Genomic DNA, 16260 nt, shown 5'->3' with positions numbered 1-16260 from the left:
GATGGCATGCGGATCACATATGACACGCCCTGGCTGATCGCCGACCTGGGCCGGCCGCGGCGCGTGCTGTCCTTTGCGCCGCATCGCCCCGGCTTTCGCCGCGCCCGGCATGTCCTGTGGCGGCAGGTGCGCGACGCCGACCTGGCGCCCGGTTTCGACGCCACGGCCTGGCTTGCGGCCGAGATGGCGGGCATCGGCCACGCCGCGGCTGTCGGCATGATGACCTCGCGCGGGCTGGAGCATGCCGTGACGGCCACGGCCGGCCCGGCCACATGCCTGGCGACGGTGGGCCTTGGCAATGCCGAGCGGGTCGGCCACCGGCGGGCGTTTCCCCGCGCGGGCTACGGCACGATCAATATCGCGGTTCTGGTCGAGGCCGGGCTGACCGATGCCGCCATGATCGAGGCGCTGAGCATCGCCGCCCAGGCGCGCACCGCCGCCGTTCTGGCGGCGCAGGTGGCGTTGCCCTCGGGGCTTGCGACGGGAACCGGCACGGATTGCATCGCGCTGGCCTGCGATCCGGGCCCCGAGCGTTTCGCCGGGCTGCATACCGAACTGGGCGAGGCGGTCGGGCATTGCGTCCACGACGCCGTCCTGCGCGGGGCCCTGGCCTGGGTGGCCCGCCACGGCCGGCAGGTGCAGGCCGCGCCTATTCCCTGAGCCGCCAGCCGGTCAGGAAGATCCAGCGGATCGCGCCCATGCAGACCAGGATCATCAGCCCGACCGCCGCCAGCGAGGTGCCGACCGGCACGTCGGCGAGGTCGAAGAAGCTCCAGCGGAAGCCCGAGATCAGGTAGAGCACCGGGTTCAGCTTCGCCACCGCCTCCCAGAACGGCGGCAGCATCGAGGCCGAGTAGAAGGCGCCGCCCAGGAAGACCAGCGGCGTGATCACCATCATCGGCACGATCTGCAATTGCTCGAAGGACTTGGCCCACAGCCCGATGATGAAGCCCAGAAGCGAGAAGCCCAGCGCCGTCAGCACCAGGAAGGCCAGCATCCAGAGCGGATGCGCGATATGGACGCCGTTGAACCAGAAGCTGGTCAAGAGGATCACCAGCGCGATCAGCACGGCCTTGGCGGCCGCGGCGCCGACGAAGCCCAGCGTGACCTCGATCCAGCCGGTCGGCGCCACCAGAAGCTCATAGATCGTGCCCGAGAATTTCGGGAAATAGATGCCGAAACTGGCGTTGCTGACCGATTGCTGCAGCACGGTCAGCATCATCAGCCCGGGCACGATGAAGGCGCCATAGGGCACGCCCTCGACCGACTGGATGCGCCCGCCGATGGCGGCGCCGAAGACGACGAAATACAGCACGGTGGACAGCACCGGCGAGGCCAGCGACTGCCAGACCGTGCGGAAGAACCGCGCCATTTCATGGTTGAAGATCGCCTGCGCGGAACGCCAGTTCATGCGGTTTCCTCCTCGACCAGCGAGATGAAGATCTCCTCGAGGCTGCTCTGCTTGGTCGCGACGTCGCGCACCGCGATGCCATGCTCGGCCAGTTCCGCCAGCAGCCGGGCGATGCCGGTGCGCTCGGCCCGGGTGTCGTAGTCGTAGCCCAGCCGCATGCCGTTCTCGGACCGCTCGAGCCGCCCGGCCAGGGCCGGCGGCAGGTCCGTCACCGGCTGGTAAAGCTCGATGGTCAGGCGCTTCTTGCCGAATTCGCCCATCAGTTCGGCCTTGGGCTTGACCAGCAGCAGCTGGCCGCGGCTGATGACGCCGATGCGGTCGGCCATGTCCTCGGCCTCTTCCAGGTAATGCGTGGTCAGGATGATGGTCACGCCCTGCGCCCGCAGGTCGCGCACCACCTGCCACATCTCGCGCCGCAGCGCCACGTCGACCCCGGCGGTGGGCTCGTCCAGGAACAGCACCTTGGGCCGGTGCGACAGCGCCTTGGCGATCAGCACCCGCCGCTTCATGCCGCCCGACAGCTCGCGCGTCCTGGCGTCGCGCTTGTCCCACAGCGCCAGGCTGCGCAGCAGGCTTTCCAGATAGGCCTCGTCCGGCGGCTCGCCGTAAAGGCCGCGGGTGAAGCGCACGCAGTCGATGACCTTCTCGAAGGGCTCGAGCGCGATCTCCTGCGGCACCAGGCCGATCAGCTTGCGCGCCGCGCGCCAGTCGCTGCGGATGTCATGGCCGCCGACGCGCACGGTGCCGTCGGTCGGCACCACGAGGCCGCAGATGATCGAGATCAGCGTGGTCTTGCCGGCGCCGTTCGGGCCGAGCAGCGCCAGGATCTCGCCCGACTCGATCTGCAGGGACACGTCGTTCAGCGCCACGGTGCCGCTTTCATACCGCTTTGAAATATGGTCGATATCAATGATCGGACGCATCGGTCCTCCTGAATTCCGGCCGCTGGGGCGGAGTGGAAGGTAGGGTCCGCGGCGCCGCGGCACAATGACCCCCGCGCGGGATTTCGTCAAAAGGGACCTTGCCGCGCTGCGGGTTCCCGCGCGGCAGAAACGGTGCGGAGGGCTGGAAGCCGGCGGGTTTCCCGGTCGGCCTATGGGTTATATGGTATCTTGTGAGGGATAGCGATGCAGCAAGACAGCGCCGACAGACCCTTGGTGGCGGGGGTCATCAATGACCTTATGAAGCGCGGCGATTTATGGCCGGATCAAGTTGACACCGTGCGAGAGGCCAAAGGCTTCGTCCCGCATCGCTGTTGCCGCGCCGGCCGTCAAGCACTACGATCCCACCTCGCATGCGACAAGCGCTCCGAGCCCTTTGCGGACGGCCGGCTACTTTTTCGTTGTTTGCATCTTCCAGGCTGCCGACATATTTCTTGAGCAGTTAGTCACTCAGGATGGCTGAGTTGATGTCCCAACTGCATGAGGCTAAATTGAGCACAAAGGCTGACGTGTTTATTATCGAGAGCTTGGATCCGGATGACGAGGGTAACGGCCGATTTGAAGGCGGCGTGATCTCGCAAATTTTGAGATTGCATAAAAAGCAACCGCTCTATCGGTACGTCCGGACGATCGAAGAGTTCAAGGCGGCAGTCAAGGAATTTGGCAAGTCCCGATACCGATATCTCCATATTTCCGCACATGGAGACCCGGAGGGAATGTGCACCACCAATCAGGAAACCATCGACTTCGACGAGTTGGGCGACTTGTTACAGCCCCATCTCAAGGGCAGGAGGCTTTTCTTATCAGCTTGCTCCATGGTCCACAAAGACATGGCAGCTTACGTGATACCTAGGTGGTGTTGACAAAAGGGATTCACAGGGTGGCCTGATCGTGATTCAAGCTGGTACCTGCAATGGAGACCAGCTTGGCACGAGACCTGATGTCGGACGAGGAATGGGCGTTTCATGAGCGCTTCATTCTGGCCGTGCGCGCCCCGAACGGGCGCAAGCCCGCAAATCACCGCCTTGTTCTTGATGGGATTTTCTGGATCGCGCGGACCGGCTCTCCTTGGCGCGACCTCCCAGAAGAGTTCGGGAAGTGGTCCAGTGTCTACCGCCAGTTCCGGCGCTGGACCCTGGCGGGGTTGTGGGAGCAGATCCTCGAAGCGCTGAACGAAAGTCGGATCGTGCCGGATGCGCTCCAGATGATCGACAGCACCGTGATCCGCGCCCATCATCAGGCAGCGGGCGCAAAAGGGGGACTCCAAGACAGGGTTTTGGCCGTTCAAGAGGTGGTTTCACGACCAAGGTCCACCTGCGCGTCAATGCTGCCGGGCTGCCAATGAGGTCGGACATCACGCCGGGCCAGACATCGGACTACCTGGGCTTTGATCTGGTCATGGACGACAACCTGCCGGAGCCTTGCATCCTGCTGGCCGATCGCGGCTATGACTCCGACAAGGTTCGCAAAACCATGGAGGCGCGTAGCATCCTGCCGGTGGTCCCGATGCGCAAGTCTCGCAGGCTCCGTGTCGCTGTCGATCGCAGGCTCTACCGGCTGCGGAACCTTGTCGAGCGGTGCTTCAACAAGCTCAAGAACGCTCGCCGTGTCGCCACCCGCTACGACAAGACCGCCGAAAGCTTCCTTGGCTTCATCGATATCACGTCGATCCGCCTCTGGCTCCGCCATTTGTCAACATGACCTAAGACGGAATGCTTTTCCATTATGGGGCCTGAAGATGACATTGCATTTCATCGGGCCGCGCTGTTTTGGGCTTCCTTGTACCATCTCATGTTCCTCAAAGATGCCGAGAAGTTTAACCGCGCAAGATTGACTGAGACTCTGACGAAGGCGTCAGCCCTGTTCGAAGTCAACATCAAGTTCTTCTGTCGGTCAGACAATAAAAAAGGCTTCGAAGAAGTTGACGTTCACTCATACAAGAAGCCCAAAAAGAAACCTAGGTGGTGTTGACAAAAGGGATTCACAGGGTGGCCTGATCGTGATTCAAGCTGGTACCTGCAATGGAGACCAGCTTGGCACGAGACCTGATGTCGGACGAGGAATGGGCGTTTCATGAGCGCTTCATTCTGGCCGTGCGCGCCCCGAACGGGCGCAAGCCCGCAAATCACCGCCTTGTTCTTGATGGGATTTTCTGGATCGCGCGGACCGGCTCTCCTTGGCGCGACCTCCCAGAAGAGTTCGGGAAGTGGTCCAGTGTCTACCGCCAGTTCCGGCGCTGGACCCTGGCGGGGTTGTGGGAGCAGATCCTCGAAGCGCTGAACGAAAGTCGGATCGTGCCGGATGCGCTCCAGATGATCGCCATCCCCGTGATCCGCGCCCATCATCAGGCAGCGGGCGCAAAAGGGGGACTCCAAGACAGGGTTTTGGCCGCTCAAGAGGTGGTTTCACGACCAAGGTCCACCTGCGCGTCAATGCTGCCGGGCTGCCAATGAGGTCGGACATCACGCCGGGCCAGACATCGGCCTACCTGGGCTTTGATCTGGTCATGGACGACAACCTGCCGGAGCCTTGCATCCTGCTGGCCGATCGAGGCTATGACTCCGACAAGGTTCGCAAAAACATGGAGGCGCGTAGCATCCTTCCGGGGGTCCCGATGCGCAAGTCTCGCAGGCTCCGTGTCGCTGACGATCGCAGGCTCTACCGGCTGCGGAACCTTGTCGAGCGGTGCTTCCACAAGCTCAAGAACGCTCGCCGTGTCGCCACCCGCTACGACAAGACCGCCGAAAGCTTCCTTGGCTTCATCGATATCACGTCGATCCGCCTCTGGCTCCGCCATTTGTCAACATGACCTAGGCCAAGGCGGGGATAAGTTCTGGGCATAAGCGCAGCAGGTTCGACAAAACGGCGACCTTAACAAGCCGACCACGAAATCGCGCACGATGACCGTCCACTCCGTCCTGCTTAGCCGACCTTCACAAACGGCACCTCCAGAACTGCGAGCGCCGCAGGCACACGGATCAGCCGGCCCGGTCCAGTGCCTTCGCGCCCCCCGCCTCGGCGAAGAGGCGGTCGCTCGCCGGCTCGATGCGGGCCTCCAGCAGCTCCATGACCTGCGAGGAGCGTGCGCCCATCGGCAGCGGTTCCAGGAATTCGATCACCGCGGTGCCGCCGCGGATCGGGATGCCGCGCTTGGGCCAGAACATGCCGCAATTCACCGCGACCGGGTGGATGGTCAGGCCGGTGGCGCGCTGGATGGTGCCGGCGCCGTGCTTGTAGGGCAGGCGCTGGCCGGGCCTGGTGCGGGTGCCCTCGGGATAGATGATTAGCTGGCCCAGCCCCTCGGGGCGGGCGCGGGCGGCCTCGACCTCGGCGATGATCTGCTTCAGCGCCTCTTTGCCGCGCGCGCGGTCGATGGGGATGCAGCCGACCTTGCGGGCGAACCAGCCCATGATCGGCACGCGCAGCACCTCGCGCTTCATCACGAAGGCGCGGCGCGGACAGGCCTGGGCCAGCGCCAGGATGTCGAGAAAGCTCTGGTGCTTGGCGGCGACGATGCAGTCGCCGCTGGGCGGCGTGCCCCGCACCTCGACCCGCAGGCCCAGGATGACGCGGGCCGCGCCCAGCATCTGACCGAGCCAGACCCCGGCGACGCGGTTCGCGGCCTCGGTCCCGCGCAGGGCCTGCGGCAGCCCCCAGAGCCCCAGCACCAGCGTCGCCAGCGCGATATAGAGGTAATAGGCCAGCGTGCGCGGCCAGTCGAGGATCGAGGGCGGGCGCGGCTGGTAATGGCTCACTCAGCGCACCTCGCGCAGGATCTTCAACGCCGCCCAGCGGGTGGCGGCGAAACCGATGGCGGCCGCGGCAATGGGCACCAGCAGCGGCCAGAGCCAGCCCCAGCCCTGGAACCCCAGACCGGTCAGGAAGCCCCCGGCCTGGTCCATCGACGGCAGCGCCCAGACCGCGGCCATGCCAAGCACGGTGCCGCCCGCCGCCCCCATGGCGGCGCGGCGGGTGAAGCGGCGCACGAAGGCGGTGGCGATGGTGATGTCGCGCGCGCCGATCAGCCGCAGCACCCGGATCACCTGTCCGTTCGCGGCCATCGCCGCCTTGGCCGCCAGCGTGATCATCGCCGCCGAGGCGGCCGCGATCAGCGCCAGCGAGATCAGCCCCAGCGCCCGCAGCCGGTTCGCGGCGGAAACCAGCGGCTCGCGCCAGCGGGTGTGGTCGTCCAGCACTGCGCCCGGTGCCTCGCCCTGCAGGCGCAGGCGCAGCGCCTCGGCGTCGAAACCCTCGGCGGCCTCGGTGACCTCGATCAGGCGCGGCACCGGCAGCGCCTCGACCGGCACGTCGGGGCCGAACCAGGGTTCCAGCAGCTTCTCCACCTCGTCGTCGGGCAGAAGCCGCGATTCGGCGATGCCGGGGGTGGTCTGCAGGACCTCCATCACCGTGCGGGTCTGCTGGTCCATCTGGTCCTCGGGCGCCGAGATGCGCACGGTCACGGTCTGCGCCAGCTCGCTGGACCAGCGATCGGCCAGCCGCCCGGTCGCCAGCGCCAGGGCCAGCGCAAAAACCGCGAGGAAGGCCATGGCACCGGCCGAGAATACCGTCAGCTGCGCGGTGAAGCCGGTTGGCGGCACGACGCGGTCATGGCCCGCCGGGTCCGGCCGGGTCAGCCCCCGCCACAGCGCCGCAAGGTCCAGCGATTTCAGATCGGCTTTCTTCACAGGTCGGCCCCCGCCAGTTGCAGCCGCTTGCCGGCGATGCGCAGCACCCGCGCCTGCACCTGCTGCTTGGCGGCGCGGATCAGGTTCAGGTCATGGGTGGCGATCAGCACCGCCTTGCCGGATCGGTTCAGCTCGATCAGCAATTGCAGCAGCCGCATCGACATCTCCCAGTCCAGGTTGCCCGTCGGCTCGTCGGCCAGGATCAGTTCGGGCGACATGATGACGGCGCGGGCCAGCGCGGCGCGCTGCCGCTCGCCCCCCGAAAGCTCGGGCGGCATGGCGCGGGCCTGGCCCGACATCTGCACCCAGGACAACAGGTCGCCCAGCGCCGGCATGTCCACCGGCTCGCCCGAGACGATCAGCGGCAGGGCGATGTTCTCGGCCACCGGCAGGTGATCGAGGAACTGCGTGTCCTGGTGCACCACGCCGACGCGCCGGCGCAGCGCGGCGATGCCGTCGCGGTCCAGGCCGCGCACGTCCTGGCCAAAGGCGGTCATGCGCCCGGCGGTCGGCAGCAGTTCGGCATAGCACAGCCGCAGGAAGCTGGTCTTGCCCGAGCCCGAGGGGCCGGTCAGGAAATGGAACGAGCCCGGCTGAAGCGTCAGCGACAGGTCGGCCAGCAGCGGATCGTTGCCGCTATAGCCGAAGGACAGGTTCTGCATTTCGATCACGGATGACTCCTTGCCTGTCGGCTGCTTGGCGCGCCGTTTCCGGCTTGATAGAACAGTCGCGCGGCGAATGCGAGACGCCCGCGTAATGGAAAGCCGCCCCGCAGGGGCCAGGCCGAATGCCAGGAGACACGATTTCATGCGCCTGACCTGCCCCCGCTGCGCCGCCCAGTACCAGATCGCCGATGCCGCCATCCCGCCGGCCGGGCGCGAGGTCGAATGCTCGGCCTGCGGCCATGTCTGGCACCAGGAAGGGCCTGAAAAATCCGCGCCGGAACCCGTGGCCGCGGCGCCCGAGCCCGGCTTCGACCCGCAGGCCCGCCCGGTGCTGAACCGCGCGCTGGACGAGTCGGTGCTGTCCATCCTGCGCGAGGAAGCCGCCCGCGAATTGCGGGTCCGCAAGGGCGAGACGCCCGAACCCGCCGCAACCCCGGCCGATCACATTCCCGCGACGGAACCGGCCGCCGAGGCACAGGAACCCGCGCCGCAGATCGACTGGCCGGCCACCACGCTGACCGTGCCCGAGATGCCGCCGGAGCCCGCGCCGGCCGAGCCGCAGCCCCGGGCGCAAGCCGCCGAGCCCGCGGCAGCGCCCGCGCAACCAGACCCGCCCGAGCCGGTGCTGCCCGCCCTGCCCGATGCGGCCGAGCTTGCCGCGACCCTGACCCGTCCCGCCGCGCCGCTGCCCGAGCCCTCGCCGGCGCCGGAACCCGCGCTCGAGTCAGCCCGCACCGCGCTGCGCCCCGCCGCGCCCGACGAACACGCCCCGGCCGCGCCCGTGCCGGTGCTGCTGCCGCCGGAGCGGCGGCGCTCGGGCTATGGCGCGGGCTTCGGACTTGCGGCGATGCTGGCCCTGGGGCTGGTCGCGGTCTATGCGCTGGCACCGCAGATTCCGGCCGACCGGGGCGGCGCCACGCTGGCCGAATGGCGGCAGGGCATCGACCGCGGCCGGCTCTGGCTCTCCGACCGCATCCTGGGCGACTGAGGCTCAGAAGTTCTCCAGCAGCCGGCCCAGGTAGTCGCGCTCGTCCCGCGGCCGCTCGCGCTCGCCCGAGCGGCGGCGGATCTCGTCCTGCAACTCGCGCGCCTTGCGCGACGGGTCGGGCCCCTCGGCCAGCGGATCGCCGCTGGCGATGGCGCTGCCGTCGCCCGAAAGCGCCCGGCCCAGGGGATCGGTCTGCGGCTGGCGGTCATAGGGCTGCGCAAGACCGCGCTGGCCGCGCGTGTCGCCCGAGGGTCCCTCGGGCCCGCCCTCCTGCCCGCCCTGCTGCGGCGCGCCCTCCTGGCCCGGCTGGTTCTGCGCCGTCATCTCGCCCAGCGCCCGCATGCCCTCGCGCATGGACTGGATCGCCTGGGCCTGCCGCTCCATGGCGCCGGCGGCATCGCCGTCGCGCAGCGCCTGCTCGGCCTCTTCCATGGCGCGGCCGGCCTCGTCGAGCTGGCGCCGCGCCGCATCGCCCTGCGGCGTGCCGCGACCGGGCAGCAGGCCGCGCTGCCGGCCCAGGTCCTCGCGCAGGGCGCGCTGGCGGTCGGCCAGGCTCTGGCCCTGCTGGTCCCCCTGCCCGGTGCCCTGCTGCTCGCTTTCCTGGCCCTCTCCGCCCTGGCCCTGTTCGGGCTGGCCGGGCTGCCATTGGCCGTATTGGTCCTGCATCCCCCGCATGGCCTCGTCGGCCAGCTTCTGCTGGTCGCGCAGGGTCTGGGCCAGCCGGTCCATCGGCCGCTGCCGCACGCCCGAGCCGTCCTGCGATGTCGTCACCTTCAGGTTCTGCATCATGCGGTTGAACTGCTCCAGCAGCTCCTGCGCCTCGGCCATGCGACCCTCGTTCATCAGGCGCTGGATCTCGTCCATCATCTGCTGGATCTGGTCGCCGCTGATCTGCTGGCGGTCCTGCTGCGGCGAGCGGTCGAAACGCTCGGCCGGATCCTCGCCCTGTTGCTGCGCCAGCATGTCGAGATACTGATCGGTGGCTTCCTTCAGCTCGTCCATCAGGCGCTGCACCTCGTCGGGGCTGGCGCCGTTGCGGATCGCCTCGGACAACCGCTCCTGCGCCTGGCTCATCCGCTCCAGCGCATCGGCCAGCCCGCCATCCTCCAGCGCCACGGCGGCATCCCACAGCACCTGCGCCAGCTTGCCCCGCGCCTCTTCGGTCAGGGGGCCGGATTCCAGCGTGGCGATGGCGCCGCGCAGGCCGTTGTAGAGATCCTCCTCCATGAAGCCCTCGGGCTGCCAGCTGGCCGCGCGCAGCATCTGCGCGGCGGCCCCGGCATTGCCGCGCGACCACAGAAGGTCGCGGCGTGCCTCGATCAGCGCCGCCGCCAGCGGGTCGAAGAAGCGCCGCCCCGGCAGCACCATGCGCAAGGGCGCCGAGACGCCCTGCTGGCCGATGCCGTCCTCGGCCCGCAGGGTGACGGTGACCGGCAGGTTGGCCCAGGGATGGCGCGACAGGTCGGCGCTCAGCCGGTCGCGGATCTGCTGGCGCGAGCCGCTGGCCGGCAGCGGCAGCTCGACCACGACATCCTCGCGCGGCTCGGGTTCGGCAGCGAGGCCATACCGGCGGTCCACGGCAGAAAGGTCCAGCGCGATCAGCGCCTCGCCACCGGCGACGCCATTGTCGTCGCTGGCGGTGAAATCCTGCACCAGCTTGCCGTCGGCGCGGCGCTCGGGCACCTTGCCCGGCGCCACCAGCGGCGCGGCATCGGGCAGGACGGTGACCTTGAACCGGCGATCCGCGACCGCGATCACGCCGTCATGCTCGGCCATGAAACCGGGCGCCGAGGGCTCGCCGCCCGCGACCGCCGTGCCGATGTCCTGGGTGACCGCAGCGCCCTCGCCGTAAAGCCGGAAACTCAGCTTGCTGCCCTTGGGCAGTTCCAGCACCTGGCCCTCGGGCAGGGCGTTCAGGTAAAGCGTCGGCCGCCGGGTATAGGCCGGAGGCTCGGCCCAGCCCTCCCAGGAGGGGCCGCCCGCGACCTCGCGCGCCTCGGGCGCCGGGCGGAAGCTCGCCCCCAGCGCCGCCAGCCCCTGGCCCAGCTGCCCGGGCGGCGCAAAGACCAGCGCCATGACCAGCGCCACCAGCGCGACCAGCCGCAACCCCACCGGATCGCGCCAGCGCAGCCGCGCATCCGGCACCACGGCGCGCGCGGCCGCGGCCGCGGCCTGCATCCGCGCCAGATGCGCCTGCCACAGCGCCGCCGATCCGGCATCGCCCTTGCCGACCGCCACCCTGTCGCGCAGGGCCGACAGCGGCCGCCCCGGCAGCAGCCGGTCCACCCGCGCCCGCGCCGCCTCGGCCGAAGGGCGCCGGAACCGCCGCAGACCCCAGCCGGCCGCCAGCACCACGGCCAGGACCGAGACGCCGAACCCCAACAGCAATCCGCGCGGCGACAGCAGCTCGGCCAGCCCGAAAGCCAGTGCCGCCAGCACCAGCGCCGCCAAGACCGCCAAGGGCCAGAAGGCGCCGGCCAGCGCCTCCCACCACATGCCGGCCCGGGTCAGCCCGACGGCCCGCCGGATGCGAGGGGGCTCAGGCCGGGCCAAGGCGCCCCCTCTTTCTTTCTTGGGAAAATATCCCACGGGGGTCCGGGGGTGTGAAACCCCCGGCACCAAGGGAACCGCCGGGATGCAGGGTCAAAGCCATTCCGGGATGGTATCGCGTCCCAGCATTTCCTCAAGCGTCGGTCGCGGCCGAATGACGGCGAATTGATCGCCGCGGACCAGAACCTCGGGCACCAGCGGCCGCGAGTTGTATTCCGAGGCCATCACCGCGCCGTAAGCCCCGGCCGAGCGCAGCGCCACCAGCGCGCCCGGCCCCAGCGCCGGCAGCTCCACCGCCTTCTCGAAGGTGTCGCCGGTCTCGCAGACCGGGCCGACGACGTCGAAGGCGGCGACCTCGGCCCCCGGCGCCGGCTCGATGACCGGGATGATGTCGTGATGCGCGGCATACATCGCCGGGCGGATCAGGTCGTTCATGGCGGCGTCGAGGATCAGGAAATCCCGCCCCTCGCCCTCTTTCAGATAGATCACCGAGGACAGCAGGATCCCGGCATTGCCCGAGATATTGCGCCCCGGCTCGATCTCGATCTCGCAGCCCAGATCGCCCACCGCATCGCGGATCACCTGGCCGTATTCGATGGGCAGGGGCGGGGCGTTGTTGTCGCGGCGATAGGGAATGCCCAGGCCGCCGCCCATGTCCAAGCGGCGGATGTCGTGCCCGTCGGCGCGCAGCGCCCGGGTCAGGTCGGCCATCTTGGCATAGGCCAGCCGATAGGGCTCCAGGTCGGTCAGCTGGCTGCCGATATGCATGTCGATGCCGACGACCTCGATCCCGGGCAAGGCCGCCGCCCGGGCATAGACCGCGCGCGCCTTGGCGATCGGGATGCCGAACTTGTTCTCCGACTTGCCGGTGGCGATCTTCTCATGCGTCCTGGCGTCCACGTCCGGGTTCACCCGCACCGCGATGGGCGCGACGACCCCCAGCGAGGCGGCCACCTGCGACAGCAGCTCCAGCTCGGGCTCGGATTCGACGTTGAACTGGCGGATGCCGCCCTCCAGCGCCAGGCGCATCTCACCCGCAGTCTTGCCGACGCCGGAAAACACGATGCGGCTGCCCGGCACGCCCGCCGCCTTAGCGCGGGCATATTCCCCGGCCGAGACGATATCCATCCCCGCCCCCAGGTCGCCCAGCAGCTTCAGCACCGCCAGGTTCGAGTTCGACTTGACGGCAAAGCAGACCAGGTGATCGGTCCAGTCCAGCGCCTGCTGGAACAGCCGGAAATGCCGGGTCAGGGTCGCGGTGGAATAGACATAGACCGGCGTGCCGACCTCGGCCGCGATGCGCGACAGCGGCACCTCCTCGGCATGCAGCTCACCACCGACATAGTTGAAATGATCCATGAAGATCCCGGCCTAGAGTTCTGAAATCACGCCGATCCGCGCCTCGCCGCTGACCTGCAGGCCGGGCGCGCTCGGTTCGGGACGGGTCGATTCCGGGCGCGTTGGGGCGCCGTCGACGCCGCAGGCGGCCAGCGTCGCCAGCATCAGGGCCAGCGCGGCGATCAGGAGGGAATGCGTCATGCCAGCTTCTCCTTCCAGCGGGCGATCTGGGCGCGGACCTGCGTCGGCGCCGTGCCGCCATAGGACATGCGCGAGGCGACCGAATTATGCACGCCAAGCACGTTATAGACATCGGCGGTGATCGCCGGATTGACCGATTGCATCTGCTCCAGCGTCAGGTCGGGCAGGTCCACGCCCGATTTCTCGGCCATGGCGACCAGCGCGCCGGTGGCATGGTGGGCGTCGCGGAAGGGCAGCCCGGCCTCGCGCACCAGCCAGTCGGCAAGGTCGGTCGCGGTGGAAAAGCCCGAGCCCGCCGCCGCCTCAAGCCGCTCGCGATTCGCGGTCAGGTCGGACAGCATCCCGGTCATCGCCGCCAGGGCCAGCATCAGGTTGTCGGCGGCGTCGAAGACCTGCTCCTTGTCCTCCTGCATGTCCTTGGAATAGGCCAAGGGCAGGCCCTTCATCACCACGAACAGCGCCACGGCCGCGCCCAGGATGCGGCCGATCTTGGCCCGGATCAGCTCGGCCGCGTCGGGGTTCTTCTTCTGCGGCATGATCGACGAGCCGGTCGAGAACCGGTCCGACATGGTGACGAAGCGGAACTGGGCCGAGGACCAGATCACCAGCTCCTCGGCCAGCCGCGACAGGTGGACGGCGCAGATCGCCGCCGAGGACAGGTATTCCAGCGCGAAATCCCGGTCGCTGACCGCGTCGAGGCTGTTCGCCATCGGCCGCTCGAACCCCAGCGCCTTGGCCGTCGCCTCGCGGTCGATGGGAAAGCCGGTCCCGGCCAGCGCGGCGGCGCCCAGGGGCGATTCGTTCATCCGCCTGCGCGCGTCCTGGAAGCGCGACAGGTCGCGGCCGAACATCTCGACATAGGCCATCATATGGTGGCCCCAGGTCACCGGCTGCGCGGTCTGCAGATGGGTGAAGCCCGGCATAACCCAATCCGCGCCCTTTTCCGCCTGCGACAAAGTGGCGCGGATCAGCGCGTCCAGCCCCTGGATCGCCGCGTCGCATTGGTCGCGCACCCACAGCCGGAAATCGGTCGCGACCTGGTCGTTGCGGCTTCGCGCCGTGTGCAGCCGCCCCGCCGGCTCTCCGACCACCTCCTTCAGCCGCGATTCCACGTTCATGTGGATGTCTTCCAGCGCGGTCGAGAACGGGAAATTCCCCGCCTCGATCTCTGACAAGACCGTGAGAAGGCCTTCCCCGATCGCCTCGGCATCGCTAGTGCTGATGATGCCCTGCGCGGCCAGCATCGCCGCATGGGCGCGGCTGCCCCGGATGTCCTGGGCATAAAGCCGCTGGTCGAAGCCGATCGAGGCATTGATCGCCTCCATGATCGCGTCCGGGCCTGCGGCGAAACGTCCGCCCCACATCTGGTTGGCGGTGGAGGGCTGCTCGGTCATGGATTGTCCTTCGGGGGGTGGAATGCGTTGGCTGGTTCTTTATACGGCGCTGCTGCTTGGTGCAAACGCCGGATGGGCGGGCGAAATCGACTGGCAGGCCGCACATGACGGCGGGCTTGCCAAGCTGCAACGGACCGATCCGACCCCGGTGCCCGCGACCGCATTCACCGACCCCGAGGGCGGCACCCATGCGCTGGCCGATTACCAGGGCAAGGTGGTGCTGCTGAACTTCTGGGCGACCTGGTGCGCGCCCTGCCGCGAGGAGATGCCCTCGCTGGATGCCCTGCAGGCCCAGATGGGCGGCGAGGATTTCCAGGTCGTGGCCATCGCTTCGGGTCACAATCCGGCGCCGGCGATCAGCAAGTTCCTGGCCGAGGCCGGGGTCACCAACCTGCCGGTGCGGCTGGACCCGCGCCAGGCGCTGGCGCGCGAGATGGGGGTGATGGGCATGCCGGTGACGGTGCTGATCGACCGCGACGGCAACGAGATCGCCCGGCTGATGGGCGGCGCCGACTGGGCCTCGGACACCGCCCGGGAGCTGGTCAGGCAGGCGACAACGCCTTGACCCTTGCGTGGCAGGGACAGCTGGTCATGTGGTCGTTGACCAGCCCGCAGGCCTGCATGAAGGCATAGGTGATCACCGGGCCGCAGAAGTTGAAGCCGCGCTTTTTCAAGGCCTTGGCCATGGATTCGGATTCGGGCGTTTTGGCGGGGACCTCGGCCATGCTGGCGAAGGTGTTCTGGATGGTGCGGCCGCCGGTGAAGGACCAGATGAAGGGCGTGAAGCCCTCGGCCGATTCGATCTCCAGAAACAGCCGCGCGCCCTTGACCGTCGCCTCGATCTTGCCGCGATGGCGGATGATGCCGGGATTCGTTAACGCCGATTCGATCTGCGGTGCGCCCCAGGCGGCGACGCGCTCGGGGTCGAAACCCTCGAAGGTCTCGCGGAAGGCGTCGCGCTTGCGCAGGATGGTGATCCAGCTGAGCCCGGCCTGGAACCCGTCCAGCACCAGCTTTTCCCACAGCGCGCGCGGGTCGCGTTCCGGCACGCCCCATTCCTGGTCGTGATAGGCGACATACAGCGGATCGGTCCCGCACCAGGCGCAGCGTTCAGTCATGGCAGGCAGGGCTCCGTTAACCTTGAGTCGAGAAAGCATCTCGAGTTTACGCGATCTTAGGAGATGATCGCCAGACTTCCGCCGATGACAGGAGTCTTGGCATGACCGACAACATAGATTCGCAACCGGATTTGGGTTCCCCGCTGGATTTCGCGGTCGACCAGCAGGCGCGCGTGACCATGGCCGCGGTGCGCCGCGCAGTCTCGCGCGGGGATGCGGTGCTGGCCTATCAGCCGGTGGTGCAGGCGGATCGCCCGAAACACGCGGCCTTTCACGAGGGACTGATCCGGATCATCGACGAAACCGGCCGCATCGTGCCCTTGCGCGATTTCATGCCGCTGGCCGAAACCACCGAACTCGGGCGCCAGATCGACTGCCTGTCGCTGTCGCTGGGGCTGAAATCCCTGGCCGAGGAGCCCTCGCTGCGGCTGTCGATCAACATGTCGGCGCGCTCGATCGGCTATCCGGCCTGGCTGCGCACCCTGCGCGCCGGCCTGGCCGAGGATGACCGCATCGGCGAAAGGCTGATCCTGGAGATCACCGAAAGCTCGGCCATGGGCCTGCCGGAACTGGTCGGCCGCTTCATGCAGGAACTGCAATCGCATGGCGTCAGCTTCGCGCTGGACGATTTCGGCGCGGGCTATACCTCGTTCCGTTATCTGCGCGACTTCTGCTTCGACATGATCAAGATCGACGGCCAGTTCATCCGCGAGATCGCCAGCCAGCGCGACAACCAAGTGCTGACCCGGGCGCTGCAATCCATCGCCCATCACTTCGACATGTTCACCGTGGCGGAATCGGTCGAGACGGCGGATGACGCCGCCTTCCTGATCGACATGGGCATCGACTGTCTGCAGGGCTATTACTTCGGCGCCCCGACCATCGTGCCGCCATGGAAATCCCCGAACTCGGCCGCCCGGCGCAGCTAGGCGGCGGGGGCTTCGTTCCGCACGAGCGGGCCCCGGCCCG

The 16260-nt window shown here is 68.1% G+C and carries 17 protein-coding genes; 7 read left to right on the top strand and 10 right to left on the bottom strand.

Annotation, left to right across the window (positions count from 1 at the left end):
- The first annotated feature begins 6 nt into the window (after window positions 1–6).
- Complete coding sequence (locus tag ASV56_RS00385) at window positions 7–660, top strand: adenosylcobinamide amidohydrolase (protein ID WP_062560308.1); 654 nt, start codon at window positions 7–9, stop codon at window positions 658–660.
- Here ASV56_RS00385 and ASV56_RS00380 read toward each other — a convergent pair.
- Together ASV56_RS00380 and ASV56_RS00375 are read right to left on the bottom strand one after the other, a co-directional pair.
- The gene (locus ASV56_RS00380) at window positions 650–1411 is read right to left on the bottom strand and encodes an ABC transporter permease (protein ID WP_062560307.1); all 762 of its coding nucleotides are present in this window, start codon (window positions 1409–1411) and stop codon (window positions 650–652) included. The genes ASV56_RS00385 and ASV56_RS00380 overlap by 11 nt on opposite strands.
- Window positions 1408–2334, bottom strand: coding sequence for an ABC transporter ATP-binding protein (locus ASV56_RS00375; RefSeq protein WP_062560306.1), 927 nt, complete (start codon window positions 2332–2334; stop codon window positions 1408–1410). The genes ASV56_RS00380 and ASV56_RS00375 overlap by 4 nt, the downstream gene beginning before the upstream one ends.
- A gap of 485 nt (window positions 2335–2819) precedes the next feature.
- Here ASV56_RS00375 and ASV56_RS00370 point away from each other — a divergent pair, with 485 nt between their 5' ends.
- From ASV56_RS00370 to ASV56_RS22365, 3 genes are all read left to right on the top strand, one after another.
- A complete protein-coding gene (locus ASV56_RS00370; RefSeq protein WP_062560305.1) occupies window positions 2820–3215 on the top strand; it encodes a CHAT domain-containing protein in 396 nt (131 codons plus the stop codon).
- Between the two features lie 50 nt (window positions 3216–3265).
- Window positions 3266–4053 (top strand): IS5 family transposase gene (locus tag ASV56_RS22370; RefSeq protein WP_123130128.1). Its coding sequence is split into 2 segments (ribosomal slippage): window positions 3266–3602 and window positions 3602–4053, totalling 789 coding nucleotides; the frame shifts between segments, so codons are not numbered across the junction.
- 320 nt (window positions 4054–4373) lie between these two features.
- Window positions 4374–5161 (top strand): IS5 family transposase gene (locus tag ASV56_RS22365; RefSeq protein WP_156429016.1). Its coding sequence is split into 2 segments (ribosomal slippage): window positions 4374–4710 and window positions 4710–5161, totalling 789 coding nucleotides; the frame shifts between segments, so codons are not numbered across the junction.
- Window positions 5162–5330: 169 nt separating this feature from the next.
- Here the strand turns inward: ASV56_RS22365 and ASV56_RS00345 are convergent.
- Genes ASV56_RS00345 through ASV56_RS00335 form a run of 3 tightly spaced genes read right to left on the bottom strand, consistent with a single transcriptional unit; the run spans window position 5331 to window position 7708 of the window.
- Window positions 5331–6107 carry a lysophospholipid acyltransferase family protein gene (locus ASV56_RS00345; RefSeq protein WP_062560301.1) on the bottom strand — a complete coding sequence of 259 codons (777 nt, stop codon included), beginning with the start codon at window positions 6105–6107 and terminating at the stop codon, window positions 5331–5333.
- Window positions 6108–7037 carry a cell division protein FtsX gene (locus ASV56_RS00340; RefSeq protein WP_062560300.1) on the bottom strand — a complete coding sequence of 310 codons (930 nt, stop codon included), beginning with the start codon at window positions 7035–7037 and terminating at the stop codon, window positions 6108–6110.
- Complete coding sequence (locus ASV56_RS00335) at window positions 7034–7708, bottom strand: cell division ATP-binding protein FtsE (protein ID WP_062560299.1); 675 nt, start codon at window positions 7706–7708, stop codon at window positions 7034–7036. Before ASV56_RS00335 ends, ASV56_RS00340 begins: the two co-directional genes overlap by 4 nt.
- Before the next feature lie 136 nt (window positions 7709–7844).
- Here ASV56_RS00335 and ASV56_RS00330 point away from each other — a divergent pair, with 136 nt between their 5' ends.
- Complete coding sequence (locus ASV56_RS00330) at window positions 7845–8690, top strand: zinc-ribbon domain-containing protein (RefSeq protein WP_062560298.1); 846 nt, start codon at window positions 7845–7847, stop codon at window positions 8688–8690.
- 3 nt (window positions 8691–8693) lie between these two features.
- On the opposite strand, the gene ASV56_RS00325 is transcribed toward ASV56_RS00330, so the two are convergent.
- The 4 genes from ASV56_RS00325 to argH all read right to left on the bottom strand — a co-directional run bounded on the left by ASV56_RS00325 (window position 8694) and on the right by argH (window position 14173).
- Window positions 8694–11243: a DUF4175 domain-containing protein gene (locus ASV56_RS00325; protein WP_367577022.1), complete on the bottom strand. Its 2550-nt coding sequence runs from the start codon at window positions 11241–11243 to the stop codon at window positions 8694–8696.
- Between the two features lie 90 nt (window positions 11244–11333).
- Complete coding sequence (gene lysA / locus ASV56_RS00320) at window positions 11334–12599, bottom strand: diaminopimelate decarboxylase (protein WP_062560297.1); 1266 nt, start codon at window positions 12597–12599, stop codon at window positions 11334–11336.
- 12 nt (window positions 12600–12611) lie between these two features.
- Window positions 12612–12779, bottom strand: coding sequence for a hypothetical protein (locus ASV56_RS23890; RefSeq protein WP_172823712.1), 168 nt, complete (start codon window positions 12777–12779; stop codon window positions 12612–12614).
- The gene (gene argH / locus ASV56_RS00315; RefSeq protein WP_062560296.1) at window positions 12776–14173 is read right to left on the bottom strand and encodes an argininosuccinate lyase; all 1398 of its coding nucleotides are present in this window, start codon (window positions 14171–14173) and stop codon (window positions 12776–12778) included. The genes ASV56_RS23890 and argH overlap by 4 nt, the downstream gene beginning before the upstream one ends.
- A gap of 22 nt (window positions 14174–14195) precedes the next feature.
- On the opposite strand from argH, the gene ASV56_RS00310 reads away from it, so the two are divergent.
- Entirely contained in the window at window positions 14196–14738 is a 543-nt protein-coding gene (locus ASV56_RS00310) for a TlpA family protein disulfide reductase (protein WP_062560295.1), read from the top strand.
- Here ASV56_RS00310 and ASV56_RS00305 read toward each other — a convergent pair.
- Window positions 14716–15291: a DNA-3-methyladenine glycosylase I gene (locus ASV56_RS00305; protein ID WP_172823711.1), complete on the bottom strand. Its 576-nt coding sequence runs from the start codon at window positions 15289–15291 to the stop codon at window positions 14716–14718. The two genes, ASV56_RS00310 and ASV56_RS00305, sit on opposite strands and share 23 nt — an antisense overlap.
- A 101-nt stretch (window positions 15292–15392) precedes the next feature.
- Here ASV56_RS00305 and ASV56_RS00300 point away from each other — a divergent pair, with 101 nt between their 5' ends.
- Window positions 15393–16220: an EAL domain-containing protein gene (locus tag ASV56_RS00300; RefSeq protein ID WP_062560294.1), complete on the top strand. Its 828-nt coding sequence runs from the start codon at window positions 15393–15395 to the stop codon at window positions 16218–16220.
- Window positions 16221–16260 lie beyond the last annotated feature (40 nt).

Origin of the sequence: Paracoccus aminovorans (assembly GCF_001546115.1) — a bacterium.
Lineage (GTDB): Bacteria > Pseudomonadota > Alphaproteobacteria > Rhodobacterales > Rhodobacteraceae > Paracoccus > Paracoccus aminovorans_B.
This window is presented reverse-complemented; position numbering and strand designations above follow the sequence as displayed.

What these genes read in the sequence shown, in the direction of transcription:
- ASV56_RS00385 (WP_062560308.1), top strand. Translation starts at nt 7, where the DNA reads ATGCGGATCACATATGACACGCCCTGGCTGATCGCCGACCTGGGCCGG.
- ASV56_RS00380 (WP_062560307.1), bottom strand. Translation starts at nt 1,411, where the DNA reads ATGAACTGGCGTTCCGCGCAGGCGATCTTCAACCATGAAATGGCGCGG.
- ASV56_RS00375 (WP_062560306.1), bottom strand. Translation starts at nt 2,334, where the DNA reads ATGCGTCCGATCATTGATATCGACCATATTTCAAAGCGGTATGAAAGC.
- ASV56_RS00370 (WP_062560305.1), top strand. Translation starts at nt 2,820, where the DNA reads ATGTCCCAACTGCATGAGGCTAAATTGAGCACAAAGGCTGACGTGTTT.
- ASV56_RS00330 (WP_062560298.1), top strand. Translation starts at nt 7,845, where the DNA reads ATGCGCCTGACCTGCCCCCGCTGCGCCGCCCAGTACCAGATCGCCGAT.
- lysA (WP_062560297.1), bottom strand. Translation starts at nt 12,599, where the DNA reads ATGGATCATTTCAACTATGTCGGTGGTGAGCTGCATGCCGAGGAGGTG.
- ASV56_RS23890 (WP_172823712.1), bottom strand. Translation starts at nt 12,779, where the DNA reads ATGACGCATTCCCTCCTGATCGCCGCGCTGGCCCTGATGCTGGCGACG.
- argH (WP_062560296.1), bottom strand. Translation starts at nt 14,173, where the DNA reads ATGACCGAGCAGCCCTCCACCGCCAACCAGATGTGGGGCGGACGTTTC.
- ASV56_RS00310 (WP_062560295.1), top strand. Translation starts at nt 14,196, where the DNA reads ATGCGTTGGCTGGTTCTTTATACGGCGCTGCTGCTTGGTGCAAACGCC.
- ASV56_RS00305 (WP_172823711.1), bottom strand. Translation starts at nt 15,291, where the DNA reads ATGACTGAACGCTGCGCCTGGTGCGGGACCGATCCGCTGTATGTCGCC.
- ASV56_RS00300 (WP_062560294.1), top strand. Translation starts at nt 15,393, where the DNA reads ATGACCGACAACATAGATTCGCAACCGGATTTGGGTTCCCCGCTGGAT.